This is a genomic window from Streptomyces tauricus, from assembly GCF_014650955.1.
Classification (GTDB): domain Bacteria; phylum Actinomycetota; class Actinomycetes; order Streptomycetales; family Streptomycetaceae; genus Streptomyces; species Streptomyces tauricus.
In genome coordinates this window covers 135,089-160,892 of sequence record NZ_BMVY01000005.1, presented here as the reverse complement: position 1 = coordinate 160,892, position 25,804 = coordinate 135,089, and the positions used below count along the sequence as shown (strand labels likewise).

Below are 25,804 nucleotides of genomic sequence, written 5' to 3'. Positions count from 1 at the left end.
GACCGGCCGCGGGTTCCGCGAGCGGGTCCATCACGGACCGGCGTTTCGCGTGGAGGCTGTAGCGTGGCCCGACGGAGACCGTAACAACCACCGCGCGTACTACGTCGACCGGTGCGGACAGAAACGACGGCGAGGACCGATGGCACAGCAGCAGCGCGCTCAGGGCCCGTCCGACCCCGAGGCGACTGGCGGCGGTATGTCAGATGCGCCGGAGTTGTGGGGTAACGGCGGACTGGTCGGGGACGGCCGGTATCGGCTCACCCACAGACTCGGCCGGGGTGGTATGGCCGAGGTGTTCGCGGCCGAGGATGTCCGGCTGGGGCGGACCGTGGCGGTCAAGCTGCTCCGTTCCGACCTGGCCGAGGACCCGGTCTCGAAGGCCCGCTTCACACGCGAGGCCCAGTCGGTCGCGGGCCTCAACCACCATGCGGTGGTGGCGGTGTACGACTCGGGCGAGGACGTCCTCCCCCACCAGGTCGTCCCGTACATCGTGATGGAGCTGGTCGAGGGTCGTACGATCCGCGACCTTCTGATCAACGCCGAGGCCCCGGGGCCCGAGCAGGCGCTGATCATCGTCTCCGGTGTGCTCGAAGCGCTCGCCTACTCGCACCAGCACGGCATCGTCCACCGGGACATCAAGCCCGCGAACGTGATCATCACGGACACCGGTGCGGTGAAGGTGATGGACTTCGGCATCGCGCGCGCCCTGCACGGCGCCCAGTCGACGATGACCCAGACCGGCATGGTCATGGGCACGCCCCAGTACCTGTCTCCGGAGCAGGCGCTCGGCAAGGCGGTCGACCACCGCAGCGACCTGTACGCGACGGGCTGTCTGCTCTACGAACTCCTCGCGCTGCGGCCCCCGTTCACCGGCGAGACGCCGCTGTCGGTGGTCTACCAGCACGTCCAGGACATTCCGGTGCCCCCGTCCGAGGTCTCGGACGCGGTGCCGCCGGAGCTCGACGGCCTGGTCATGCGCTCCCTCGCGAAGGAGCCGGACGACCGGTTCCAGACCGCCGAGGAGATGCGCGGACTCGTCCAGTACGGGCTGCAGATGCTGTACGACCAGGGCGGCCACACCGGCACCTGGAACACCGGCCCGGTGACCGCGCACGAGGGCATGAGCACTCCGGCGCTGGGCCTCGCGGGCGCGGCCGGGCTGCCGCACCCCGGTGACTCGGGCACCGCCCAGATCCCCTCACCGCTCCTGCCCCCGGGCCGGGGCGGAGGCGACGACGGCGGCTTCGAGGGTCACGGCAACCACGGCAGTGGCCGCGGCAAGCTGTGGATCCTCGCCGTCTTCGCGGTGATAGCGATCGCGGCGGGAGTGGCACTGGCGATGAACGGCGGTGGCGGCGGTGGTGGCGGCGGGGGCGACACGAAGACGACGCCGACCGCCTCGGAGACCGAGAAGGACACCACCCCGAGCGAGGACACCTCGGACGAGCCGACGGACGAGCAGACGGACGAGGACACGAGCACGGGCGGCAACTCGGACTACACGCCGTCGTACGAGCCGTCTCCGAGCTACTCGCCCACGCCCACCGAGACGAAGCCCTCGGCCGATCCCACGACCAAGGACCCCACGCCCTCGGAGACGGAGGAGGAGCCGACGCCTTCGGAGGAGGAGCCGACGGAGTCGGAACCGGCGGACGACGGTGGCAACACGAACGGCGAGCCCGGCGCCGAGGGCTGATCCGTCCGCCCCTGGACCACCGGTGCCGGCCGCCGCGCACCGCACGAACGTCCCACGCGCGCGTGGAGCCCGAAAACGGCTCCACGCGCGCGTGTCTGTCCGGGGCCGGACGAACGGAGCCTCACCCCACGAACGCCTCGCACACCGCGTCGTACTCCCGTGTCCACCACACCGCCAGCGCGGAGGCCGCGGGGAACTGCGGGTCGGCCCGGGTGTCCCCGCGTTCGTAGTGCCAGCGCAGTATCCAGAAGTCGTTGAGACGCTCCCACCACACCCGGTGCACGGCGGCCGACAGTTCGGACGGGGTGGCCCGGGCGGAGCGGCGGTACGCGCGCGCGTAGGCCCGTACCTTCGTCAGGTCGAGCGTGCCGGCGGGGCGTACGAAGAAGATCACGGCGGCGCGCACCGCCTCCTCGGCCTGCGGCTGGACGCCGAGCCGGTCCCAGTCGACGATCGCGGCCGGGGCACTTCCTTTGTAGAGCACGTTGAACGGGTGGAAGTCCCCGTGCACCCAGCCCACCGAGCCGCCTCGCGGGGGCAGCCGGTCCGCGTGCCGTTCCAGGAGGGTGCGCCGCTCCAGGAGGCGGTGGCGGGCCAGTTCGTCGAAGGTGTCGGCCGGGCGGTGGCGGCGTACCCGCGCGAGCAGGTCGTCGATGAGCGCGAAGGTGTCCCCGGGGTCGGCGCTCTCGGCGCGTTCCTCGGACTCCCGTGGCGGCATCACCCGTTCCAGGGACGCGTGGACGACGCCCAGGAGGGCGCCGAGGCGGCGGCACTGCTCGGGGGTGAGCTGGGCGCCGCCGCGGTGCCGTCCGTCGATCCAGGGGTGCAGGGCGTACGCGTGGCCGCCGATCACGGCGACCGTGCGGCCGTCCGTCCCGGTCAGTGGCGGGGCCACCGGGACGCCCAGGTCGGCGAGCCGCTGGGTCGCGCGGTGCTGGCGGGCGATCGCCGCGGGGTCGGCCGTCTCGGGGTCGAAGTGGTGCTTGAGGAAGTACCGGCCCCGGGTGGTGGCGAGCCGGTAGCCGCGGTTGAGCAGCCCCTGGTCGACGGGTTCGCAGGCCAGCGGTGCCCCGGCGGCGTACCGGCGCAGCAGGGCGCCCAGCGGAGGTACGGGGGAGGGAGCGGGCGGGACAACTGAGCGCGGCACGCGCCAGATGTTAGGGCACCGGAGGAACCCTCCGTATCGTGCTCATTACTTATTGTGCTCGTTCGGGTGCGTGGCGCTTGCGGTGATGCCCAGGGAGTGCACGGTGGCCAGACTCGGGGCGATCTCCAGATAGACGGCCTCGAAAGGGCTGCCGTCCACGCGCAGCGGGCCGGGGCCGAAGCGTTCGAGCTGGGCGTCGGTCGGCTCGGCGCTCTCGCACCACCCGACGATGTGGACGGACCACCTCTCCGTGCCCACGGGGGCGGAAGCGAGGTTGTCCGCGCCGTACGCGACGACACTGCCCGCGCACACCCGGTGGTGGCCGTGGCCCTTGTGCATCCTCAGCAGGAGGCGGTCGGCCACGACGATATGGCGGGCCGGTGCCAGGAAGGGCAGTGCGCGCACGCTGGCCGCCACCCGGCCGTGCGCGACGCGGCCGAGCAGGCCGGCGGCGATGTGCTGGTCGGTCGGCATGCCCCCAATCTGCGGGATCCGGGGCGGCCGGGAGAAGGGGCGCCGGGCCCCCGCACGCGGGCCGTAGGTCCCGTTCCCCGCCCTGTGTGGCCCTTCAGCTCACTGCTGACGGCCCGCCTGCATCCGGGCCACATAGGCGGCGGCCTGCGCGCGCCGCTCCATGCCGAGTTTGGCCAGCAGGCTGGAGACGTAGTTCTTGATCGTCTTCTCGGCGAGATGCAGCCGTTCGCCGATCACGCGATTGGTGAGCCCCTCACCGATCAGGTCGAGGATCTTGCGCTCCTGGTCGGTGAGCTTGGCGAGCCTGGCGTCGCCCTTGGGGCTGCCGCCGTCGCGCAGCCGCTCCAGGACGCGGGCGGTCGCCTCCGGGTCGAGCAGCGACTTGCCGGCCGCCACGTCACGGATCGCCGAGAGCAGTTCGTCGCCGCGGATCGCCTTGAGCGCGTAGCCCGAGGCGCCCGCCATGATCGCGTCGAAGAGGGCCTCGTCGTCGGCGTAGGAGGTCAGCATCAGGCACTTGATCGACTCGTCCTTGGAGCGGATCTCGCGGCAGACCTCCACTCCGCTGCCGTCCGGCAGCCTGACGTCCAGGACGGCGACGTCGGGGCGCGTGGCCGGAATTCGCGCCAGCGCGTCGGCGGCCGTACCGGCCTCGCCGACCACCTCGATGTCGTCCTCCATCGAGAGCAGCTCGTGAACTCCCCGGCGGACCACTTCATGGTCGTCGAGAAGAAAAACAGTGATTTTTCCCGCTTCGCGCACGGAGCCAGTCTCACACACGATCTTTCCGCTTGCGCCAGTCGAGCCCTTCCCGTCCCCGGGGTGACCGGGATAACGTGCCGGTGTTCCGGCCCCCTGCCAGGCTGTTACCAGTGCTGTGACCAGCGACTGTTCCCGACGCGTGCGACTTAGTTGGAAGTCCGAGTGAAAAGTACTTGGAACTCCGAGCAAAAACGCAGGTCAGGAGGGGTTTCACAGAAATGTGAAGCACTGGGTAACGTGCTTGTTGCAGGGCGCTCGCCGGGGCACCTGTCACGCCTGTTCCCGGCCGAGGGCACCCACCCCGTGCACGGGTACGAGGACCAGGCGAGCCGCTCCCCCGGCTCTCGACGAGCGGGGGGAACCCCAGTTCCCGGCAACCCCGGGGGCCGGACCGACGGAGGAGCACACGTGACCGTGGAGAGCACTGCCGCGCGCAAGCCGCGACGCAGCGCCGGTACCAAGCGCACCGCTGCGAAGAAGCCGCCGGGCGCCCAGCCGGACCTCGTACAGCTGCTGACCCCCGAGGGGAAGCGCGTCAAGAATGGCGAATATGACGCGTACGTAGCGGACATCACCCCCGAAGAGCTGCGCGGGCTCTACCGCGACATGGTGCTCACCCGGCGCTTCGACGCCGAGGCCACCTCCCTGCAGCGCCAGGGCGAGCTGGGCCTGTGGGCCTCGCTGCTCGGCCAGGAGGCCGCCCAGATCGGCTCCGGGCGGGCCACCCGCGAGGACGACTACGTCTTCCCGACCTACCGCGAGCACGGCGTCGCCTGGTGCCGCGGCGTCGACCCGGCCAACCTGCTCGGCATGTTCCGCGGCGTGAACAACGGCGGCTGGGACCCGAACAGCAACAACTTCCACCTGTACACGATCGTCATCGGCTCCCAGACGCTGCACGCCACCGGCTACGCCATGGGCATCGCCAAGGACGGCGCCGACTCGGCCGTGATCGCGTACTTCGGGGACGGCGCCTCCAGCCAGGGCGACGTCGCTGAATCGTTCACCTTCTCCGCGGTCTACAACGCGCCCGTCGTGTTCTTCTGCCAGAACAACCAGTGGGCCATCTCCGAGCCCACCGAGCGCCAGACCCGCGTCCCGCTCTACCAGCGCGCGCAGGGGTACGGCTTCCCGGGCGTCCGCGTCGACGGCAACGACGTCCTCGCCTGCCTCGCCGTCACGAAGTGGGCGCTGGAGCGGGCCCGCCGGGGCGAGGGGCCGACCCTCGTCGAGGCGTTCACGTACCGCATGGGCGCCCACACCACCTCCGACGACCCGACCAAGTACCGGGCCGACGAGGAGCGCGAGGCCTGGGAGGTGAAGGACCCGATCCTTCGCCTGCGCACGTACCTGGAGGCCTCAAACCACGCGGACGAGGGATTCTTCGCGGAACTCGAAGCCGAGAGCGAGGCGTTGGGCAAACGAGTACGCGAAGTCGTCCGCGCCATGCCGGACCCGGACCGCTTCGCCATCTTCGAGAACGCGTACGCGGACGGGCACGCGCTCGTCGACGAGGAGCGGGCCCAGTTCGCCGCCTACCAGGCGTCGTTCGCCGATGAAGGGGAGGGCAAGTAGCGATGACAGCGGAAAAGATGGCGCTGGCCAAGGCGATCAACGAATCGCTGCGCACGGCCCTCGACGCGGACCCCAAGGTCCTGATCATGGGTGAGGACGTCGGCAAGCTCGGCGGCGTGTTCCGGGTGACGGACGGACTGCAGAAGGACTTCGGCGAGGAGCGGGTCATCGACACCCCGCTCGCCGAGTCGGGCATCGTCGGCACCGCGATCGGTCTCGCGCTGCGCGGCTACCGCCCGGTGGTGGAGATCCAGTTCGACGGATTCGTCTTCCCGGCGTACGACCAGATCGTCACGCAGCTCGCGAAGATGCACGCGCGGGCGCTCGGCAAGATCAAGCTCCCCGTCGTCATCCGCATTCCGTACGGCGGCGGCATCGGCGCGGTCGAGCACCACTCCGAGTCCCCCGAGGCGCTCTTCGCGCACGTGGCGGGCCTGAAGGTGGTCTCTCCGTCGAACGCGGGCGACGCCTACTGGATGATGCAGCAGGCCATCCACAGCGACGACCCGGTGATCTTCTTCGAGCCGAAGCGGCGCTACTGGGACAAGTCCGAGGTGAACCGCGAGGCGATCCCCGGGCCGCTGCACAAGGCGCGCGTGGTCCGCGAGGGCACCGATCTGACGCTGGCCGCGTACGGGCCGATGGTGAAGGTCTGCCAGGAGGCAGCGGCGGCAGCGGAGGAAGAGGGCAAGTCCCTCGAAGTGCTGGACCTGCGGTCGATGTCCCCGATCGACTTCGACGCCGTCCAGGCCTCGGTCGAGAAGACCCGCCACCTGGTCGTGGTGCACGAGGCGCCGGTCTTCCTGGGGACGGGCGCGGAGATCGCGGCCCGGATCACCGAGCGGTGCTTCTACCACCTGGAGGCGCCGGTGCTGCGGGTCGGCGGCTATCACGCCCCGTATCCGCCGGCCCGCCTGGAGGACGAGTACCTGCCGGGCCTGGACCGGGTGCTCGACGCCGTCGACCGCTCGCTGGCGTACTGAGGAGAAGGTCGTGACGACGATGACTGAAACGGCCTCGGGACTGCGCGAGTTCAAGATGCCCGATGTGGGCGAGGGCCTGACCGAGGCGGAGATCCTCAAGTGGTACGTCCAGCCCGGTGACACGGTGACCGACGGGCAGGTGGTCTGCGAGGTCGAGACCGCCAAGGCCGCCGTCGAGCTGCCGATCCCCTACGACGGGGTGGTGCACGAGCTGCGCTTCCCCGAGGGGACGACGGTGGACGTCGGCCAGGTGATCATCGCGGTGGACGTGGGCGGCGGAGCCGCTCCGGTCACCCCGGCCGCCCCGGCAGCTCAGGCCGAGGCACCGGCTCCGTCCCAGGCACCGACGGTGACGGCTCCGACGGCTCCTGCGATGGCCCCGGCGGTACCCGCGGCTCCCTCCGGGGAGGCCGATGGCACCACGGCGGAGCCCGAGCCGGAGGGCCGCAAGCCGGTCCTCGTCGGGTACGGGGTGTCGGTGGCCTCCACCAAGCGCCGCCCGCGCAGGGGTGTGCCGGCCCAGCAGCCGGAGGTGGCCGCGGCCGCCGCGGCCGTCAACAGCGAGCTGAACGGACACGCGGCTCCCGCGGCCCGTCCGCTGGCCAAGCCTCCGGTGCGCAAGCTCGCCAAGGACCTCGGGGTCGATCTGGCGGCGGTCACGCCCTCCGGTCCGGACGGGATCATCACCCGCGAGGACGTGCACGCGGCGGTGGCCCCTGCTCCGGCCTCCGTCCAGGAACCCGTGGTCACCGCGGCGCCCGCCGTGGCGGCTCCCGTCAGTGCCCCGGCGGCGGCTGCGATCGCGGCTCCGGCCGTTTCGTACGACGGTGTGCGGGAGACCCGGGTCCCGGTCAAGGGGGTCCGCAAGGCGATCGCGGCCGCGATGGTCGGCTCGGCGTTCACCGCGCCGCATGTCACCGAGTTCGTCACGGTCGACGTGACGCGCACGATGAAGCTGGTCGAGGAGCTCAAGCGGTCCGACGAGTACGGGATGCAGGGGCTGCGGGTGAACCCGCTGCTGCTGATCGCCAAGGCCCTGCTGGTCGCCATCAAGCGCCATCCGGACGTCAACGCCTCATGGGACGAGGCCAATCAGGAGATCGTGCGGAAGCACTATGTGAACCTGGGCATCGCGGCGGCCACGCCTCGCGGTCTGATCGTCCCGAACATCAAGGACGCCCACGCCAAGACGCTTCCGCAGCTCGCGGAGGCGCTGGGGGAGCTGGTCGGCACCGCTCGCGAGGGGCGTACGTCGCCGGCGGCCATGCAGGGCGGGACGGTGACGATCACGAACGTCGGGGTGTTCGGGGTCGACACGGGCACGCCGATCCTCAACCCCGGTGAGTCCGCGATTCTCGCCGTCGGCTCGATCAAGCTGCAGCCGTGGGTGCACAAGGGGAAGGTCAAGCCCCGCCAGGTCACGACCCTTGCGCTGTCCTTCGACCATCGGGTGGTCGACGGGGAGCTGGGTTCCAAGGTGCTTGCGGATGTGGCGGCGGTCCTTGAGCAGCCGAAGCGGTTGATCACCTGGGGGTAGGTGCGCCTGCGGACCGGCGGGGGCCGGCTGCGCAGTTCCCCGCGCCCTTGGAGGCCAAGAAGCGCGCCGTTCTTCGCGCCCCTGAAAGCAAAAGATTGCGCCGTTCCCCGCGCCCCTGAAAAGGGGCGCGGGGAACGGCGCAATCTGTTGAGCTTGTTGGTTACTTGGCGAAGCCGTAGGTCATGAGCTTCTTCGCGTCAGACTCGCGCGCCGAGATCGACGTGGAGGCGAGAACCGTACCGATCACGGTCTTGCCGTTGCGCGTCGCGGCGAAGACCAGGCAGTACTTGGCCTCCGGTCCGGACCCGGTCTTCACGCCTATCGAGCCGGAGTAGCTGCTGAGCAGACCGTTGGTGTTGGTCCACGCGGCCATCGTGCGGGTGCTGCCGGTCTTCGTGATGGTCTTCGCCGTGTACTTCTTCGTTTTCACGATCGCGCGGAAGTTGGCGCTCTTCATCGCGCTGCTGGCGATCTTCGTGAGGTCACGCGGCGTCGAGTAGTTCGAGCCGTTGCCGATGCCGTCGAACGAGTCGAACTTGGTGTTCGTCAGGCCCAGGTCCTTGGCCTGCTTGTTCATCTTGCCGATGAACGACTTCACTCGGGCGGCACGCGTCGACCCGGCTCCGAACTTGTCGGCGAGGGCGTACGCCGCGTCGCAGCCGGACGGCAGCATGAGGCCGTACAGCAGCTGGCGGACGGTGACCTTGTCGCCGACGATCAGGCGGGCCGACGACGCGGTGTTCCTGACGATGTAGTCGCTGTACGCCTTCTGGATGGTGACCTTGGCGTCCAGGTTGAGGTTCGGCTGGGACAGCACGACCTTCGCGGTCATGATCTTGGTTGTGGAACCGGTGGAGCGGCGCGTGTCCGCCGCCTTGGTGTAGAGCGACGTGCCCGTGCCGTTGTTCATCACGAAGCCGCCCTTGGCGGCGATCGTGGGCTTCGTGAGGGCCTGCGCGGGCGCCGTACCGAGGGCTCCGGTCGCGAGCACGGCTCCGGTGGTGAAGACCACTGCGGCAGCTCTGCGGACGCGCATACCCGTTATGGCGGTTGTCAAGTCGATTACCCCGATTACGTTGGAAACACCGAACTGGTGTCAAATGCCCCAAGAGAGCGCCGACTTGGCTGTGGCGCCTTCTCTTCAGACACACGAGTAGCACAAAAGGATGTGCAGTTCCTGAGCCGGGGTGCCCCTTTTTACCTCGTCCATATCCTGGACCGTCCGAGACGATGCGTACGTGTTGTATCTATGCTGTGCGCATGCCTTCCGCCCCGTCCCCCGCCGTGAAGTCGCCACCCGCCGCCGAGCGCGTATACGCGCACGTCAAACGGGCCGTACTGGAACGGCGCTACGAGGGCGGGACCCTGCTCACCGAGGGCGAGCTGGCCGACGCCGTCGGGGTCTCGCGGACGCCGGTGCGCGAGGCGCTGCTCAAACTGGAAGTCGAAGGGCTGATCCGGCTCTACCCGAAAAAGGGAGCCCTCGTCCTGCCCGTCTCCGCGCAGGAGATCGCGGACGTGGTGGAGACCCGGCAGCTCGTCGAGGCGCACGCGATCCGCAAGGCGGTGCCGGCCTCGCCCGCGCTGATCGAGCGTCTGACCGAACTCCTCGCCGAGCAGCAGGAACAGGCCGCCGCCGGTGACCTGGCCGGAGCCGCCGTCACCGACCGCTGCTTCCACGCCGAGATCGTCCGCAGCGGGGGCAACGAGATCCTCTCCCGCCTCTACGACCAACTGCGCGACCGGCAGCTGAGGATGGGCGTCGCCGTGATGCACGCCCACCCCGACCGGATCACCAAGACGCTCACCGAGCACCAGGAGATCCTCGACGCCCTGCGCTCCGGCGACGCCGAGGCGGCGGTCGGTCTGGTCCACCGCCATGTCAGCTGGTTCTCCAACCTGGCCCGGGGAGACGTCCGATGAGCTCGTCCTCGTCGTCGTCCTCGTCGTCCTCACTGAGCCTCCCCGGGGATCCGCCGGGTGGGCGCAGGGCCGTCACGGTCTGGTCCGTCGGCGTCTCCGTCTACTTCGTCGCGGTCATCTTCCGCACCTCGCTGGGCGTGGCGGGTCTCGACGCGGCCGACCGCTTCCACGTCAACGCCTCCGCGCTCTCGACCTTCTCGATCCTCCAGCTCCTCGTCTACGCGGGCATGCAGATACCCGTCGGCCTGATGGTCGACCGGCTGGGCACGAAGAAGGTGCTGACCTTCGGCGTCGTGCTGTTCACGATCGGACAGCTGGGCTTCGCGTTCTCACCGACGTACGGGACGGCGCTGGCCTCGCGCGCGCTGCTCGGGTGCGGTGACGCGATGACGTTCATCAGCGTGCTGCGGCTCGGCTCGCGCTGGTTCCCGGCCCGGCGCGGACCGATGGTCGCGCAGCTCGCCGGTCTGGTGGGCATGGCGGGCAACCTCGTCTCCACGCTCGTACTGGCCCGGCTGCTGCACGGAGTCGGCTGGACGGCCGCGTTCGCGGGCAGCTCGGTCGCCGGTGTCGTCGTACTCGTCCTGATGCTGGCGTTCCTCAAGGACCACCCCGAGGGCCACGAGCCCGAGCCGTTCCCGCACCGGGGAGCCGCCTACGTACGCCGTCAGATCGCGGCGTCCTGGCGGGAGCCCGGCACCCGGCTCGGGCTCTGGGTGCACTTCACGACCCAGTTCCCGGCGATGGTGTTCCTGCTGCTGTGGGGGCTGCCGTTCCTCGTCGAGGCGCAGGGCCTGTCCCGGGCGACGGCCGGCGAACTCCTCACCCTCGTCGTGCTCTCCAACATGCTGACAGGCCTGGTGTACGGGCAGATCGTCGCCCGGCACCACGGGGCGCGGCTTCCGCTGGCGCTCGGTACGGTCCTGTCGACGGCCGTCATGTGGGCCGCCACGCTCGCGTATCCCGCCGATCACGCGCCGATGTGGCTGCTGATCGTGCTGTGTGTCGTTCTCGGTGCGTGCGGGCCCGCTTCGATGATCGGGTTCGACTTCGCGCGGCCCGCGAATCCGCCCGAGCGGCAGGGGACCGCGTCCGGGATCACCAACATGGGTGGGTTCGTCGCGTCCATGACGACGTTGTTCGCGGTGGGGGTGCTGCTGGATGCCACCGGGGGGAGTTACACCGTTGCCTTCTCGGCGGTGTTCGTGCTGCAGGCGCTCGGGCTGAGCCAGATCCTGCGGTTGCGGAAGCCGGCGGCTCGGCGGGAGCGGGAGCGGTTGGTGGCGAGTCGGGTGGAGACGGTGCATGTGCCGGCGTAGCCGGTGGGTGTGCGGGGGCCTTTTTTCGCCCCCGCCGCCCCTACCCTTCCCCTCACTGCATGGGGGCTGCGCCCCCTCGCCCCCTTTGTCCTCAAACGCCGGACGGGCTGAACGAAGACCGGCTACGGCGTGACCGTGAAGTGGTGGAGGATTGCTGCCGTCAGGTCCGGGTCGCCCTCTGTTTTGAGGCGGTCCGCGACCGCTTCCGGGGTCACCCGGCCGCAGGCCAGGCGGTAGTAGGTCTCCCAGTCGAGGGCGAGGGTGGCGGCCGGCCCGAGGGAGGGGGAACCGTCTATCGAGCCGACACCGTCGGCGTCGACGCGGACCGTGCGCAGGAACTCGACGGGTCCGTGGACGTCGAAGACGACCGCCGAATTCGCCGGTGCGCCCGCGTCCTTGGCCACCACCTTGGGGAGCCTGCTGAGCAGCACGTCGCGCGCGACGTACGCACCCGGGGAGTCGAGGTTGCCCGGCCTGCCGAGGGTGACGCGCAGGTCCTGCTCGTGCACCCAGAGGTCGAACGCCCGGTTGCGCATGGACTCTTCGAGGGTGACCTCGGTGCCGAGGGGTCCGCGTACCAGGGTGTCGGGCTGCCGCGACTCGTTACGCAGCTGACGGTTGCGGCGGATGATCGTGTACTCCAGCTCGGAGGTCATCTCCGGAGCGGTGTGGTGACGGCGGACGTCGACCTGCATTTCCATGTACCGCTGGTGCTCGTTCGTCACGTGGTACAGGTCGCGGGGCAGCGTGTGGATCGGCCGGGGATCGCCCAGCGCCTCGCAGTCGAGGCCGATCACATGGGAGACGATGTCGCGCACCGACCAGCCGGGGCATGGAGTCCGCCGATTCCATTCACCCTCCACCAGCGGCGACACCAGATCGGATATCGCGTCGATGGAGTGCGTCCAGGCGTCGGCGTAGGACTGAAGGCTGGGATGCAGACTCACGGAACGGGACCCCTCGGGCGGTTGGGCGCGGGCAGTACACAGGCTGCGGGTGTCTTGGGACGCTAAGTTACGCTGCTGTGAGGCACCCCGGCAGTGCTTTCGTGTGACGATCGTAGGCCCGTATCAAAGGCTCGAATGCCAGGACGGTGGTAGTGTGCGCGCCTCTCTCCTCCAGATCGACGTCGACGAGGCCGAATCGGTCGACGCCCGCAGGCAGCGAGTCGCCTCGCTGGTACGCCGACAGACCGCTTCCGACCTGGTGATCCTGCCCGAACTCTGGACGACGGGCGCCTTCGCGTACGAATCGTTCGGCACCGAGGCCGAGTCGCTCGACGGGCCCACGTACGAGGTGATGGCCAAGGCGGCGAGCGACGCGGGGGTGTGGCTGCACGCGGGATCGATTCCCGAACGGGTGACGGGCGGGGGTCTGTACAACACCTCTCTCGTCTTCTCCCCCTCCGGTGACCTCGCCGCCACGTACCGCAAGATCCACCGCTTCGGCTTCGACAAGGGTGAGGCCGTGCTGATGGGCGCCGGCTCGGAGCTGGTCACCGTCCGGCTGCCCGAGACAACCGTCGGGCTGGCTACTTGCTACGACCTCCGCTTCCCCGAGCTGTTCCGGGGGCTCGTCGACGCCGGGGCCGAGACGCTCGTCGTCTCCGCGGGGTGGCCCGAGCGGCGGCGCTCGCACTGGACGCTGCTCGCTCAGGCGCGGGCCGTCGAGGATCAGGCGTATGTGCTCGCCTGTGGAACGGCCGGGGCGCATGCGGGGGTTCCGCAGGCCGGTCACTCGATCGTGGTTGATCCGTGGGGTGAGGTTCTCGCTGAGGCGGGGGGTGGCGAGGAGGTCCTCACGGTGGAGTTCGACCCGTCGAAGGTGGCGGCGACGCGGGAGCAGTTCCCCGCGCTGAAGGACCGGGCGCTGGGGGTTGCGACGCCGCGGCGGTGAGGCGGGCGTTCTCCTCGCCCCCGCCGCCCCTACCCTCCCCCCATCGTCCCTGTCATGGGGGCTGCGCCCCCTTGCCCCCTGATCGCGCTGACGCGCTCGTCCTCGAACGCCGGACGGGCTGAAGAGTGCCGCCCGTCCAGCGACATCTCAGCCCGTCCGGCGTTTGAGGAGCGGGGGTTCGGGGGCAGCGCCCCCGAGTACGGGACGGGTAGGGGCGGCGGGGGAAATGCACTGTCAGTCCGACTCGGACTCCCGCTCCGCCAAGTGGATCACGCAGACCGCCACCGCGATCAGCAGCGCCGGATCCGCGTCGTCGCGTACGACCTCGACGCCGTACGTCTCCCGCACCCGCAGCCACCGGCGCGAGATGAGTGCGAGCAGTTCGCCGTCGTACTCGACCACGAACTCCCGGTCGAGGATCTTGCCGCTGACGTCGAGCTCGGTACCGTCCGCCAGCGCGACCCGGTAGTGGTTGCGCAGCAGCGACAGCCGTTTGCGGCGGATGGTCGCCAGCAGCTCGCCGTCCCGCTCGACGACCATCGTGTCCCGCAGGGCGAGCATCTTCTTGTGGATGTCGATCAGCACGCGCCCCTGCCGGTCCTTCAGCTCGAAGGTGTCCCGCAGCCGCATCGCCTTGCCGTCGACGAGGTAGGCCTTGCGGCCCTGTTCGTCCTCGATCCAGTAGTCGTCACCGATACCCAGGAGCCGGTCGCGTACGAGGAATTTCATGCTCTTAGCGCTTCCCCGGCGGAGGGTCCGAAACGCCGCCGGTAGGCCGTCGGGCTGAGTCCCGTCTCGCGGCGCAGCCGTACGCGCAGGTTGGCGGCGGTGCCGAGGCCGCTGCGCCGCGCCACGATGTCGAGCCGTTCCTCGCCACGTTCGATGAGCCGGCAGGCCAGCGCCACTCGCTCGGCCGTCAGCCACGCCAGCGGGGTCGTACCGAGCTGGGCCTGGAAACGGCGGTGCAGCGTGGCCGGGCTGACCGCCGCGCGCGTCGCGAGGTCCGTGACCGTCAAGGGCTCGCTGATCCGTTCGCCGGCCCAGGCGAGGAGCGGCGCCAGTGACTCGTCGGGTATGTCGGGGAGCGGTCGTTCGATGAACTGCCGCTGGCCGCCGTCGCGGTGGGCGGCGAAGAGGAGCCGCCGGGACACGGCGTTTGCGATCTCGGCGCCGTGGTCGCGCCGGACGATGTACAGCCCGAGGTCGAGGGCCGCCGCGCTGCCCGCCGCCGTCAGTACGTCCCCCTCGTCCACGAACAGGACGTCCGGCTCCAGGAGGACCTTCGGGTGCAGCTCACGGAAGAGGTCGGCCCAGTGCCAGTGGGTGGTGGCCCGGCGCCCGTCCAGGATCCCGGCCTCGGCGAGCGCGAAGCTGCCGGTGCACAGGCTCACGACGCGGGCGCCCCGCGCGTGGGCGCGCCGGACGGCGTCGAGGACGGCCTCGCCGCGCGGTACGACGTTGTCGGGGCGGCCGGGGACGACGAGGGTGTCCGCGGTGTCCGCCGCTTCGAGCCCGGGCACCCCGCTCAGCGTGAAGAAGCCGTGGTTCATCCGGATCTCGGGGGTGGGCGTGCAGAGCGTCAGCTCGTAGAGGGGTACCGGAAGCCCGAGTTCGGGGCGGGGCAGGCCGAACAGCTCGGTCGCGATCCCGACCTCGAAGGGGTTGGTGCCCTCGTCGACGATCACGGCGACGCGGTGCGCGGACCGGTGCGCGGGCCGGTGCGCGGGCCGGTGCGAGGATCCATGCGGCATGTGCGATTTCTAGCACTCGTCCGAGCCGTGCGCCATCGCCGACGATGACGGTATGAGCGCACCCACGGAACCTGTCGCCCTGTCCGCCGCCCTGGCCTCGTTCACCGAGCGGTGGAGTCCTCGTATCGTCACCGCCGTCAACGACTACGACGTCCGCGTGGCCAAGGTCGAGGGTGAACACCTCTGGCACGTTCACGACCACACCGACGAGTTCTTCCTGGTCCTGGACGGCGAACTGCACATCGCGCTGCGCGAAGCGGCCGGCGAGCGCACGGTCGTCCTGCCCAGGGGCAGTGTCTTCACGGTCCCGCGCGGCACGGAGCACAAACCGTACGCCCCCGTACCGACCGAGATCCTGCTCCTCGAACCCACCGGGACGTCCACGGTCGGGGACCGCCACGACGAGGTGCCGGATCATGTGGACGTGACGACGGGGCATGCGTTGCGCTGAGCCGTCACCGACGTTTCACTGCCGTGAGCAGCGCGTTCAGGGCGGCGGGGGTGGGCGAGAGGATTGCGTCCGGGGTGTCGCTCTCGCGGAGGTGGAGGGTGGCGGGGGTGGCGGATATCTCCAGGCAGTCCTCATCGCCACCGCCCCCGGAGAACGACGACTTCTGCCAGTGGACATCGGAAGACATAGGGGGCCTTTCAGAGTTCTTGGGTGATACGGCGGATGAGGTCGAGCGAAGCGTCCTGTGGGTCGGCGGCGCTGTCAACGCGTTCCCAGCGGGCTCTGTAGCGGTGCAGTTGGGCGGGGTCGTCTATGAAAACGGCTCCGTGTGTGGAGTCGAGTTGCACGGTGTCCAGTTGAGGGACGGATCCGCCGACGTACTGCATGGCATGCCCCGCACCTGCGAAACCGTCGACAGTGAAGGGGATGACGCGGATCGAGACGCTGTCCCTCTCGGCCACATGGACGATGTGCTCAAGCTGAGTTCGGGCTACGTTTCCGCCACCGACAAGCATGCGTAGCGCCGCCTCGTGGATGATGACGTCATAGGGCGTTCCGGTGTCGAGCACCTGCTGGCGCCGCATCCGGAACGTGACGCGAGCCTCTCGATCAACCTCTGGAAGATCAGGTTCCACGAAGATCGATGCCGCGCGCACGTGTTCTTCGGTCTGCAGGACGCCGGGGATGTGCACAACCTGGAACGTCCGCACGTACGACGCGTGATGTTCCAGCTCGGCAAGGTCGGGGGCCGCAGGAGGCAGAATGCCGCGGTACTCCTCCCACCAGCCCTGTCCCTGGGTGTTCGCCATCTCCGCCAGCGCGTCGACGAGTTGGGCATCGTCGCATGCGTAGATGTGAGCGAGTCTGCGCAGCCGCGCTTCGCTGATGCCGTTCTTCCCGGCCTCGATGTTGCTGATCTGCGCCTGGCTCGTGCCGAGGAGCCCGGCCGCGTCGCGGGACACCACACCTGCGGCCTCGCGCAGTCTGCGCAGCTCAGCACCAATACGCAGCTGCCGCGCGGTGGGGGCTGTCCTCGGTGGCATGGCGTCTTCCCTATCACGTGAGGGTGCAGTTCTTCCGACGAGGTTGCGTGGGTGTAATTATCACCGCTACCGTCGTCATCGTACTCACGGAGAGTGCCCATGTGGTCACTCATCCGCAGCTCCCGCACGCCGAAACCCCGTTGGAAGCGCCACCCCGGCCGGTCGACCCCGGGGCGCCGGACAGCAACGCGGCCGGGTCTGCGTGAACCCCTCACCCCTCACCGGAGTCGATGCCCCATGCCCTCGTACACCCTCATCTGCCCACCTCGCGAGACCTCCCCCCACATCGCCCGCGAGTTCGTCGCCACCGTCCTGCGCGTCCTGGAACTGGACCGCGGCCTTGTGGACGACGCGATCCTCTGTACCTCCGAACTCGTCACCAACGCCTGCGTACACGCCAAAGGCGACGGCACCGTGCTGTGGCTGGCGGTGGAGGAGGGGAAGGTGCGGGTGGTGGTGTACGACGGGGACGAGAACCCGCCGGTGATGAGGGAACTGTCGGCCGAGTCGTGGGAGCGGGGCGGTGGCCGGGGCCTGTATCTGGTGGACAGCCTCACGGAGGGCCGCTGGGGCCACGGTCCGGACATCCTTTACGGCGGGCAGACCCACCCGGAGGGCAAGGCGGTCTGGTTCGACCTGTCCGTCCCGCGTCCGGCGGCACCATGACCGCGCGACGGCGACGGCGACGGCGACGGAGGGAGCGGGGGCCGGAACCGATCGGCCCACCCGCCCCACCCGCCCCGCCCCGGACATACCGCGGCGACCTGACTCATCCCGGTCGACGCGAAGTCGCCTCGGGTGACGGATATCAGGTGCCGGATCAGGTGACGCGTGCGGCCGTCAGCCGCCGTAGCCGTCGCTGTAGCCGCTGTGGCGACGGTCGTCGACCACCGTCGTGGTGGTGGTCGGCGGCGCTACGACGGCCCTCCGACGCTTGGAGATGCTGACGAAGGTCGCCACGCCGATCAGGCCGACGATCATGAAGATGACGCCGACCAGGTCGAGGTTGACCCCCTGCATGTCCCAGTCGGTCGCGAAGGTGAGGATCGCCCCTGCGGCGATCAGAATGATGCATCCGCCCAGGCCCATGGATGTCGCCTCCTGTTGCGCACGGTCTCGTGCCGGGCCCGGAGACCGTACGTCCCCGGGCCCAGTGCGGGTACCCGGACCCGGCGCCTCCATGCAGGGGCGGACGGGACGTCAGGGAAGCGACCCGTGGGCTGATTCGTTGACCGGACCCGCCAGTTGGGGACTTCCTTAGCCCTCCAGGAACGCCACCAGTGCGTTCGCCAGCAGGAACGGGTCGTCCGCGCCGCACAGTTCGCGGGCGCTGTGCATCGACAGGATGGCCACGCCGATGTCGACCGTCTTGATGCCGTGGCGGGCCGCCGTGATGGGGCCGATGGTCGTGCCGCAGGGCATGGAGTTGTTGGAGACGAAGGTCTGGAAGGGCACTCCGGCCTTGTCGCAGGCCGTGGCGAAGACCGCGCGGCCCGAACCGTCCGTGGCGTAGCGGTTGTTGACGTTCACCTTGAGGATCGGGCCCTTGCCCGCGCGCGGGTGGTGCGTCGGGTCGTGCCGCTCCGCGTAGTTGGGGTGCACGGCGTGGCCCGTGTCGGAGGAGAGACAGACGGTGCCCGCGAAGGCACGCGCCTTGTCCTCGTACGACCCTCCGCGCGCGAAGACCGAACGTTCCAGCACGCTGCCGAGCAGCGGGCCGTCCGCGCCCGTGTCGGACTGGGAGCCGTTCTCCTCGTGGTCGAAGGCGGCGAGGACCGGGATGTACGGCAGGGTCTCCTCGGCGGTGGCCACGGCCGCCAGCGCCGCCGTACCGGCGTGCACGGACAGCAGGTTGTCCATGCGCGGGCCCGCGAGGAGGTCCTTGTCGCGGCCCAGGTAGGCGGGCGGCTCGATCGAGTGGACCATCAGGTCCCAGCCGATGGTCTCGCCCTCGGGGATCGAGGCCTCCTGCTCCAGGAAGCGGATCAGATCGCCGTCGTGCACGTCGTCGCCGAGGCCCCAGACGGGCTGCAGATGCCGCTGCTTGTCGAGCTTGAGGCCCTCGGCGGTGACGGAACGGTCCAGGTGGATGGCGAGCTGCGGCACCCGCAGCAGCGCGCGGTCGATGTTCACGAGCCGCGTCGAACCGTCCCGCAGCGACAGCCGGCCGGCCAGTCCGAGGTCGCGGTCCAGCCAGGAGTTGAGCAGCGGACCGCCGTAGACCTCGACCGCGACCTGTCTCCAGCCGTGCCCGCCGTTGTCGGGGCGGGGCTTCACCCGCAGGTTGGGGGAGTCGGTGTGCGCCCCGACGATACGGAAAGGGGTGTGCGGCTCGGCGCCCTCCGGCACGTACCAGGCCACGATCGCGCCGCCGCGCAGCACGTACTTCCCGCCGGTGGTCCCGTCCCACGCGTCGGTCTCCGCGACCTGGCGGAAGCCGGCCTTCTCCAGCCGCTCGGCGGCGTTCGCCACCGCGTGGTACGGGGACGGGCTCGCCGCCAGGAAGGACATGAGGTCGTCGGTGTGTCCGCGGTCGAAGCGGGGCGGTGTGCGCATGGGTTCACCTTAACGACGTACGAGGGCCCGCTCCCGGGGATGGGAACGGGCCCTCCGGCCGGGAGCGGTGGGGGTGCGCTGTCGGGTGCGGGCCGGTGGGGGGCTGGTCGCGCAGTTCCCCGCGCCCCCTGAAGAGCGGGGCTGCGCCCCTGCCCTTCATCCCGGCCGGCGTTTGCCTTTTGGCCCGTCCGGCGTTTGAGGACGAGCGCGTTCAGCGCGATGGCGGGGGGTCCGGGGGCGGCGGCCCCCGAGGCGGGCCCCGGTCAGAACGCCGACTCGTCCAGCTCCATCAGGTCCAGCTCGACCGCCTCGGCGAGCTTGCGCGCGCCCGTGACGCCCGGCAGGACGTTCGCCGCGAAGAACTTGGCCGCCGCGATCTTGCCCGTGTAGAACGCGCGGTCCTTCGCCGAGGCCGTCTCCAGCTTCTCGGCGGCGACGGCAGCGCCCTTCAGGAGCAGGTAGCCGACGGCGACGTCACCGGAGGCCATCAGCAGGCGGGTGGTGTTCAGCCCGACCTTGTAGATGTTCTTGACGTCCTGCTCGGTCGCCGCGAGGTCGGTGAGCATCAGGCCGACGATGGCCTCCAGCTCGACGGCCGCCTTGGCGAGGTGCTCCCGCGCGCCGGACAGCTCCTCGCCGCCCGTGCCGAGCGCCAGGAACTTCTTGATGTCCTCGGCGAGCGAGTTCAGCGCGGCACCCTGGTTGCGGACGATCTTCCGGAAGAAGAAGTCCTGGCCCTGGATCGCGGTCGTGCCCTCGTACAGCGTGTCGATCTTCGCGTCGCGGATGTACTGCTCGATCGGGTACTCCTGGAGGAACCCGGAGCCGCCGAAGGTCTGCAGCGACTGGGCGAGCTGCTCGTAGCCGTTCTCGGAGCCGTAGCCCTTCACGATCGGCAGGAGCAGGTCGTTGAGCGCTTCGAGGGCGGACGCGTCCTCCCCCTCGGCCTCCTTGACCTGGATCTCGTCCTGGATCGCGGCGGTGTGCAGCACCAGCGCGCGCATGCCCTCCGCGTACGCCTTCTGCGTCATCAGCGAGCGGCGTACGTCGGGGTGGTGCGTGATGGTGACCTTGGGCGCGGTCTTGTCCATGAACTGCGCGAGGTCGGGACCCTGGACGCGCTCCTTGGCGTACTCCAACGCGTTCAGGTAGCCCGTGGAGAGCGTGGAGATCGCCTTCGTGCCGACCATCATGCGGGCGAACTCGATGATGCGGAACATCTGGCGGATGCCGTCGTGCTTGTCGCCGACGAGCCAGCCCCTGGCGGGGTGGCGGTCGCCGAACGTCATCTCGCAGGTGTTGGAGGCCTTGAGGCCCATCTTGTGCTCGACGTTCGTGGCGTACACGCCGTTGCGCTCGCCCAGCTCGCCGGTCTCGAAGTCGAACTCGTACTTCGGTACGAGGAAGAGGGACAGGCCCTTGGTGCCGGGTCCCGCGCCCTCGGGGCGGGCGAGCACGTAGTGGAGGATGTTCTCCGACATGTCGTGCTCACCGGACGTGATGAAGCGCTTCACGCCCTCGATGTGCCAGGAGCCGTCCTCCTGCTGGACCGCCTTGGTGCGGCCGGCGCCGACGTCCGAGCCGGCGTCCGGCTCGGTGAGGACCATGGTGGAGCCCCACTGCTTGTCGACGGCGATCTTCGCGATGTGCTTCTGGACCTCGTTGCCCTCGTCGAAGAGGATGCCCGCGAACGCGGGGCCCGAGGAGTACATCCAGACCGCCGGGTTCGCGCCGAGCACCAGCTCCGCGTACGCCCAGATCAGGGAGCGGGGCGCGGTGGTGCCGCCGATCTCCTCGGGCAGGCCGAGCCGCCAGTACTCGGAGTCCATGAAGGCCTGGTACGACTTCTTGAAGGACGCCGGGACGGGCGCGGTGTTGGTCTCCGGGTCGAAGACCGGCGGGTTGCGGTCGGCGTCCGTGAAGGACTCCGCCAGCTCGTTCTCCGAGAGGCGGGTCAGCTCTTCCAGGATGCTCTTGGCGGTCTCTGTGTCCATCTCCGCGAACGGGCCGGTGCCGTACAGCTTGTCGCGCCCGAGTACCTCGAAGAGGTTGAACTCGATGTCGCGGAGATTCGACTTGTAGTGCCCCATGGCGACGGCTCCGTTAAGGGATCGGGGAGGTGGTGATTCCTCGTACCTGGTTCGGGCTACGTGGTGCGGGTCCGGTGCGCATCTGGTTCGCGTACCAACTAGTAGCTACGATGATGCTACCCGTCGGTAATAAGAAGCAACCCCTGATTGTCCAAGTGTGAGCAGGCTCTACATTCGGCTGCGACTCGACGGCCCCGCCACCTGTTCGATGAAATCCGGCCGGGACGACCTTGGGCCCCCGCGCCGTCGGTACTCTTGCCCCCATGTACGGCTACGACCAGAACGTGGGACCGGGGCAGCAGCAGTACGCGCAGTCCCAGCCGCCGCCGCAGCAGCAGATGCCCGGTGGGGTCGGCGGGGTCGGCGGGTACGGCCAGCAGCCGCCGCTCTACCCCGAGCCGTCGCCGCCGTCGCTCGCGGACGCGGTGCGCGCGTTCACCACGGGGTCGCTGACCCCCGAGGACTTCCAGCAGGTCTTCGCCACGTCCAAGGTCTACTGCCCGCGCGGCGACAATCCCGGGTTTCTGGCACTGCACAACACGCAGCAGCCCGTGATCCCGATGTTCACCTCGCTCAAGGAACTGCGCCGGTACGCCGGCAAGGAGTCCAAGTACTTCGTGATCACCGGTGCCGAGGTGATCGACCTGCTCCCCACCGGCTACGGCTTCGTCCTGGACATGGAGGGTGAGCACCGCATCGTCTTCGACGCGAAGGCGGTCGAGCAGATGGTGGACTTCGCGATGCGCCGGATGTACGGCTGAGCCTTCGCCCGGAGGGCCCGGGATGGCCCGGGCGCGCGATGAGCCGCGTCCCGGCGGGGACCGACCGCGCAGTTCCCCACGCCCCTTCCCGGGCCCCGGGAACTACCCGGTCTTCCAGCCTCACCCCTTCCGCTGCCCGGAGAACCGCGCGGTCCCGGTCCCTTAGGGGCGCGGGGAACTGCGCAGTCTTTTGGGGGTGCGAGGAACTGCGCGGTCTTTTGGGGTGCGAGGAACTGCGCGGTCTTTTGGGGGCGCGAGGAACTGCGCAGTCTTTGAGGGGCGCGGGGAACTGCGCGAACAGCAACAAACCGGCCGCAGCCGTGCCACAACACCACCCCGACCACACCCAGGACGCCTGGAGGGAATTCCCTCCAGGCGTTCCGTGTTCCGGGTGGCAAGAAGTTCTACGTTCAACTAAACTCCGAGCACAAGGAGGTACCGACATGCCTGCAGTGACCGTCGAGAACCCGCTGACCCTGCCCCGTGTGGCGGCATCGGCAGAGGCCGTCGCCCGACCCGTGCTCACCGTGACCACCGCGCCGAGCGGCTTCGAGGGCGAGGGCTTCCCGGTTCGACGCGCGTTCGCCGGGATCAACTACCGCCACCTCGACCCGTTCATCATGATGGACCAGATGGGTGAGGTGGAGTACGCGCCGGGAGAGCCGAAGGGCACCCCCTGGCACCCGCACCGCGGCTTCGAGACCGTGACCTACATCATCGACGGCGTCTTCGACCACCAGGACTCCAACGGTGGCGGCGGCACGATCACCAACGGCGACACCCAGTGGATGACGGCGGGCTCCGGCCTGCTGCACATCGAGGCCCCGCCGGAGTCGCTCGTCGTGTCGGGCGGTCTCTTCCACGGGCTCCAGCTGTGGGTGAACCTGCCGGCCAAGGACAAGATGATGGCGCCGCGCTACCAGGACATCCGCGGTGGTTCGGTCCAGCTGCTCAGCACCGCCGACGGGGGCGCGCTCCTGCGGGTCATCGCCGGTGAGCTGGACGGTCACGAGGGCCCCGGCATCACGCACACGCCGATCACCATGGTCCACGCGACCGTGGCGCCCGGCGCGGAGCTGACCCTCCCGTGGCGCGAGGACTTCAACGCCCTCGCGTACGTGATGGCCGGCCGCGGCAGTGTCGGAGCGGAGCGCCGTCCGGTCCACACCGGCCAGACGACCGTCTTCGGCGAGGGCTCCTCGCTCACCATCCGGGCGGACGAGAAGCAGGACGCGAACACTCCGGACCTGGAGGTCGTCATCCTGGGCGGCCGGCCGATCCGTGAGCCGATGGCCCACTACGGCCCGTTCGTGATGAACACCCGCGACGAGCTCCAGCAGGCCTTCGAGGACTTCCAGAAGGGCCGCCTGGGCACGGTCCCGGCGGTGCACGGAATGTCCGAGGGTGGAATGTAGCTCTTCCCGTACGGCCGGCACGCGCGGTCCGCCACGGTACGGAAAGGCCCGAAGCCGCAACTACGTTGTGCGGCTTCGGGCCTTTCTCGTTCGCCCCCTCCAGGGCGCTACGGCAACACGTAGACGGACGCCCCGTCCGCGCCACAACCCGGTGGCGACAACTTCGCCGCCCCACTCTTTGAACAGGGCCGCTTCGCGCCACCTGGTGCAACATGCCACTGCAGCGCCTGGCGTGTGTTTGCGTAGCCGAGATCCGAGGCGACGTCCACCGCGGCCTTACGCGTCCTCGTACAGTTCGAACCAGATGCTCTTGCCCTCGCCCCGGGGGTCCACGCCCCAGGCGTCGGCGAGCAGTTCCGTGAGGACCAGGCCCCGGCCTGAGGACGCCAGTTCGCCGGGGTGGCGGCGGTGGGGGAGGTCGTCGCTGCCGTCCGTCACCTGGATGCGTATGCGGCGGGTGCCCGCCGTGCCCGTCATCTCGGCGACGAGCAGCGCGTCCGCGTCCGTGTGGACGAGTACGTTCGTCACCATCTCGGAGACCAGCAGGACCGCCGAGTCGACCTGGTCGGCGGTGGGCCAGTCGTGCAGGAACTCCCGCAGTTGCTGCCGGGCCAGCGCGACCTTCTGGGGCTCGGCCTGCGCGACGGTCAGCATGGTGCGCCGCACCATGGTCCGCGTGGTCGCCGCGGCGTCGGGATCGCAGCCCTCCTCCCCCGCCCGGCACAGCAGCAGCACCGCGATGTCGTCCTCGCGGCGATCCACCAGCGGCCCGGTCGTGTGGTGCGAGGAGGGCCCGTGGACCGCCTGGACCAGCGCGTCGGCCAGCACCTCCATGTCACCGTCGTGGCTCTCCAGGATCTTGCGGATCCGGAGCCAGCCGGTCTCCAGGTCGTGGCCGCCGGTCTCGATCAGCCCGTCCGTGCAGATCATCATCGTCTCGCCGGGCTCCAGCACGAGCCGCGTCGTCGGATAGTCGGCGTCCGGGTCGATGCCCAGCGGCAGCCCGCCCGCGGTGGGCCGGGTCAGCACGGTCCCGTCCGCCATACGGATCGCCGGGTCCGGGTGCCCGGCCCTGGCTATCTCCAGTACGCCGCTCTCCGGGTCCACCTCCACGTACAGACAGGTCGCGAAGCGCGCGTCCGTGATCGCCTCGTCGGACGTGATCCCGTACAGGAAGCGTGAGGCGCGGGAGAGGACCGCGTCCGGGCGGTGCCCCTCCGAGGCGTACGCCCGCAGCGCGATCCGCAGCTGGCCCATCAGTCCCGCGGCGCGTACGTCGTGGCCCTGGACGTCACCGATGACCAGCGCGAAGCGGCCGCCCCCGGGGCTGGTCCGCGAGGTGCCGCCGGGCAGCGGGATCATGTCGTACCAGTCGCCGCCCACCTGGAGCCCGCCACCCGTGGGCACGTACCGGGCGGCGACGCTCATACCGGGGATCTTCGGCCCCAGGGTCGGCAGCATCGAGCGCTGCAGGCCGTCGGTGAGTTCCCGCTCGGACTCGGCGACCCCGGCCCGCGAGAGGGCCTGGGCCAGCATCCGCGCCACCGTCGTCAGCACGGACCGCTCGTCCGGCGTGAAGGTGACCGGATACGTGAAGGCCGCCATCCACGCGCCCATCGTGCGCCCCGCCACCGTGAGCGGCAGAAACGCCCAGGACTCGCGGCCGAAGCCCTCGGCGAGCGGCCAGGCGGCCGGAAAACGGCCGCGGTAGTCGTCGGGGGAGGAGAGGTAGACAGCGCGCCCGGTGCGGACGACCTCCGCGGCCGGGTAGTCCGTCTCCAGCGGCATGTGCGAGAACGGCTCCTCGTCCCCCGGCTGCTGCCCGAAGTGGCCGATGACGGTGAGCCGGTCGGCCTCCGCGCCGAAGACCGCGAGCCCGTCCGGCGAGAACCCGGGCATCGACAGACCGGCCGCGACCCGCAGCACTTCCTCCGTGTTCCGTGCTTCGGCCAGCGCGCGTCCCGCGTCCAGCAGGAACGCCTCGCGCGAGCGCCGCCAGTCACCCGTCACGGGCGAACGCGCCGCGGCACCCGGCGGCGGCTCGGTGACCTCCTGGAGGGTGCCGATCAGCTGGTACGCCCCGGTGTTCGGGTCGATCGAGGGCTTGGAACGGCTGCGTACGGTACGCAGCACGCGGCCCCGGTCGTCCATGACCCGCAGCCGCAGCTCGGCGAGCGTCTTCTCGGCGGCGGCGAGCTGGACGACGCCGTTGACCTCGTTCCAGTCGACCGGGTGGAAACGGGCCCGGACCCCTGCCTCTGTCAGCACGGTCGGCTGCGCGGCCAGGCCGAGAAGCCGGGAGGCCTCGGCATCGAGGGTGACCTTCCCGGCGGCGTCGTCCCACCTCCACAGCCCGGTGGCGAGGGTGACGAGGACATCCCCCACAGAGGGAAGGGGATCACCTATGCGCATTGACCCACTGTAT

General features: G+C 69.9%; 24 protein-coding genes. 11 read left to right on the top strand and 13 right to left on the bottom strand.

The window, feature by feature from the left end; all coding sequences use genetic code 11:
• Positions 1-139 precede the first annotated feature (139 nt).
• Positions 140-1,696 carry a protein kinase domain-containing protein gene (locus IE278_RS11185; RefSeq protein WP_189771278.1) on the top strand — a complete coding sequence of 519 codons (1,557 nt, stop codon included), beginning with the start codon at positions 140-142 and terminating at the stop codon, positions 1,694-1,696.
• 121 nt (positions 1,697-1,817) lie between these two features.
• Here IE278_RS11185 and IE278_RS11180 read toward each other — a convergent pair whose 3' ends face one another.
• The 3 genes from IE278_RS11180 to IE278_RS11170 all read right to left on the bottom strand — a co-directional run bounded on the left by IE278_RS11180 (position 1,818) and on the right by IE278_RS11170 (position 4,079).
• Positions 1,818-2,843 (bottom strand): phosphotransferase, encoded by a 1,026-nt coding sequence (locus IE278_RS11180; protein ID WP_189771277.1) that lies wholly within the window; start codon positions 2,841-2,843, stop codon positions 1,818-1,820.
• A gap of 45 nt (positions 2,844-2,888) precedes the next feature.
• The gene (locus IE278_RS11175; protein ID WP_189771276.1) at positions 2,889-3,317 is read right to left on the bottom strand and encodes a pyridoxamine 5'-phosphate oxidase family protein; all 429 of its coding nucleotides are present in this window, start codon (positions 3,315-3,317) and stop codon (positions 2,889-2,891) included.
• A 99-nt stretch (positions 3,318-3,416) separates the two neighbouring features.
• Positions 3,417-4,079, bottom strand: coding sequence for a response regulator (locus IE278_RS11170; protein ID WP_189771274.1), 663 nt, complete (start codon positions 4,077-4,079; stop codon positions 3,417-3,419).
• Between the two features lie 408 nt (positions 4,080-4,487).
• Between IE278_RS11170 and pdhA the strand changes: the two genes are divergently transcribed.
• From pdhA to IE278_RS11155, 3 genes are read left to right on the top strand one after another with little or no spacing between them, the layout of a single operon-like run.
• Positions 4,488-5,654: a pyruvate dehydrogenase (acetyl-transferring) E1 component subunit alpha gene (gene pdhA, locus IE278_RS11165; RefSeq protein WP_189771272.1), complete on the top strand. Its 1,167-nt coding sequence runs from the start codon at positions 4,488-4,490 to the stop codon at positions 5,652-5,654.
• Between the two features lie 2 nt (positions 5,655-5,656).
• Positions 5,657-6,637: an alpha-ketoacid dehydrogenase subunit beta gene (locus tag IE278_RS11160; RefSeq protein WP_189771270.1), complete on the top strand. Its 981-nt coding sequence runs from the start codon at positions 5,657-5,659 to the stop codon at positions 6,635-6,637.
• 10 nt (positions 6,638-6,647) lie between these two features.
• A complete protein-coding gene (locus tag IE278_RS11155; protein WP_189771268.1) occupies positions 6,648-8,174 on the top strand; it encodes a dihydrolipoamide acetyltransferase family protein in 1,527 nt (508 codons plus the stop codon).
• A gap of 160 nt (positions 8,175-8,334) precedes the next feature.
• On the opposite strand, the gene IE278_RS11150 is transcribed toward IE278_RS11155, so the two are convergent.
• Positions 8,335-9,210: a D-alanyl-D-alanine carboxypeptidase family protein gene (locus IE278_RS11150; RefSeq protein WP_373311969.1), complete on the bottom strand. Its 876-nt coding sequence runs from the start codon at positions 9,208-9,210 to the stop codon at positions 8,335-8,337.
• A gap of 224 nt (positions 9,211-9,434) precedes the next feature.
• On the opposite strand from IE278_RS11150, the gene IE278_RS11145 reads away from it, so the two are divergent.
• Positions 9,435-10,097 carry a GntR family transcriptional regulator gene (locus IE278_RS11145; protein ID WP_189771264.1) on the top strand — a complete coding sequence of 221 codons (663 nt, stop codon included), beginning with the start codon at positions 9,435-9,437 and terminating at the stop codon, positions 10,095-10,097.
• Positions 10,094-11,416 (top strand): MFS transporter, encoded by a 1,323-nt coding sequence (locus IE278_RS11140; protein ID WP_189771262.1) that lies wholly within the window; start codon positions 10,094-10,096, stop codon positions 11,414-11,416. The genes IE278_RS11145 and IE278_RS11140 overlap by 4 nt, the downstream gene beginning before the upstream one ends.
• Before the next feature lie 122 nt (positions 11,417-11,538).
• On the opposite strand, the gene IE278_RS11135 is transcribed toward IE278_RS11140, so the two are convergent.
• On the bottom strand, positions 11,539-12,363 hold the full coding sequence (locus IE278_RS11135; RefSeq protein WP_189771260.1) for a maleylpyruvate isomerase family mycothiol-dependent enzyme: 825 nt from the start codon (positions 12,361-12,363) through the stop codon (positions 11,539-11,541).
• Positions 12,364-12,517: 154 nt separating this feature from the next.
• On the opposite strand from IE278_RS11135, the gene IE278_RS11130 reads away from it, so the two are divergent.
• Complete coding sequence (locus IE278_RS11130; RefSeq protein ID WP_189771258.1) at positions 12,518-13,312, top strand: carbon-nitrogen family hydrolase; 795 nt, start codon at positions 12,518-12,520, stop codon at positions 13,310-13,312.
• A 234-nt stretch (positions 13,313-13,546) separates the two neighbouring features.
• Here IE278_RS11130 and IE278_RS11125 read toward each other — a convergent pair whose 3' ends face one another.
• The gene (locus tag IE278_RS11125) at positions 13,547-14,041 is read right to left on the bottom strand and encodes an LURP-one-related/scramblase family protein (protein ID WP_189771256.1); all 495 of its coding nucleotides are present in this window, start codon (positions 14,039-14,041) and stop codon (positions 13,547-13,549) included.
• Positions 14,038-15,063, bottom strand: a complete 1,026-nt coding sequence (locus IE278_RS11120) for a GlxA family transcriptional regulator (RefSeq protein ID WP_189771254.1) — start codon at positions 15,061-15,063, stop codon at positions 14,038-14,040. Before IE278_RS11120 ends, IE278_RS11125 begins: the two co-directional genes overlap by 4 nt.
• Before the next feature lie 52 nt (positions 15,064-15,115).
• On the opposite strand from IE278_RS11120, the gene IE278_RS11115 reads away from it, so the two are divergent.
• A complete protein-coding gene (locus tag IE278_RS11115; protein ID WP_189771252.1) occupies positions 15,116-15,514 on the top strand; it encodes a cupin domain-containing protein in 399 nt (132 codons plus the stop codon).
• 4 nt (positions 15,515-15,518) lie between these two features.
• On the opposite strand, the gene IE278_RS11110 is transcribed toward IE278_RS11115, so the two are convergent.
• Positions 15,519-15,701 (bottom strand): DUF397 domain-containing protein, encoded by a 183-nt coding sequence (locus tag IE278_RS11110; protein ID WP_189771250.1) that lies wholly within the window; start codon positions 15,699-15,701, stop codon positions 15,519-15,521.
• Between the two features lie 10 nt (positions 15,702-15,711).
• Entirely contained in the window at positions 15,712-16,557 is an 846-nt protein-coding gene (locus tag IE278_RS11105) for a helix-turn-helix domain-containing protein (RefSeq protein ID WP_189771248.1), read from the bottom strand.
• Between the two features lie 237 nt (positions 16,558-16,794).
• On the opposite strand from IE278_RS11105, the gene IE278_RS11100 reads away from it, so the two are divergent.
• Positions 16,795-17,223, top strand: coding sequence for an ATP-binding protein (locus IE278_RS11100; RefSeq protein ID WP_189771246.1), 429 nt, complete (start codon positions 16,795-16,797; stop codon positions 17,221-17,223).
• Between the two features lie 174 nt (positions 17,224-17,397).
• Here the strand turns inward: IE278_RS11100 and IE278_RS11095 are convergent, their stop codons facing one another.
• The 3 genes from IE278_RS11095 to IE278_RS11085 all read right to left on the bottom strand — a co-directional run bounded on the left by IE278_RS11095 (position 17,398) and on the right by IE278_RS11085 (position 21,203).
• Positions 17,398-17,646, bottom strand: a complete 249-nt coding sequence (locus IE278_RS11095; protein WP_189771244.1) for a DUF6458 family protein — start codon at positions 17,644-17,646, stop codon at positions 17,398-17,400.
• A gap of 168 nt (positions 17,647-17,814) precedes the next feature.
• Positions 17,815-19,113, bottom strand: coding sequence for a M18 family aminopeptidase (locus tag IE278_RS11090; RefSeq protein WP_189771242.1), 1,299 nt, complete (start codon positions 19,111-19,113; stop codon positions 17,815-17,817).
• Positions 19,114-19,376: 263 nt separating this feature from the next.
• On the bottom strand, positions 19,377-21,203 hold the full coding sequence (locus IE278_RS11085) for an acyl-CoA dehydrogenase (protein ID WP_189771240.1): 1,827 nt from the start codon (positions 21,201-21,203) through the stop codon (positions 19,377-19,379).
• 263 nt (positions 21,204-21,466) lie between these two features.
• On the opposite strand from IE278_RS11085, the gene IE278_RS11080 reads away from it, so the two are divergent.
• Positions 21,467-21,964 carry an SseB family protein gene (locus tag IE278_RS11080; RefSeq protein ID WP_055517152.1) on the top strand — a complete coding sequence of 166 codons (498 nt, stop codon included), beginning with the start codon at positions 21,467-21,469 and terminating at the stop codon, positions 21,962-21,964.
• A gap of 443 nt (positions 21,965-22,407) precedes the next feature.
• Positions 22,408-23,379: a pirin family protein gene (locus IE278_RS11075; protein ID WP_189771238.1), complete on the top strand. Its 972-nt coding sequence runs from the start codon at positions 22,408-22,410 to the stop codon at positions 23,377-23,379.
• 276 nt (positions 23,380-23,655) lie between these two features.
• On the opposite strand, the gene IE278_RS11070 is transcribed toward IE278_RS11075, so the two are convergent.
• Positions 23,656-25,791 (bottom strand): SpoIIE family protein phosphatase, encoded by a 2,136-nt coding sequence (locus IE278_RS11070; protein WP_189771236.1) that lies wholly within the window; start codon positions 25,789-25,791, stop codon positions 23,656-23,658.
• Between the last annotated feature and the right edge of the window lie 13 nt (positions 25,792-25,804).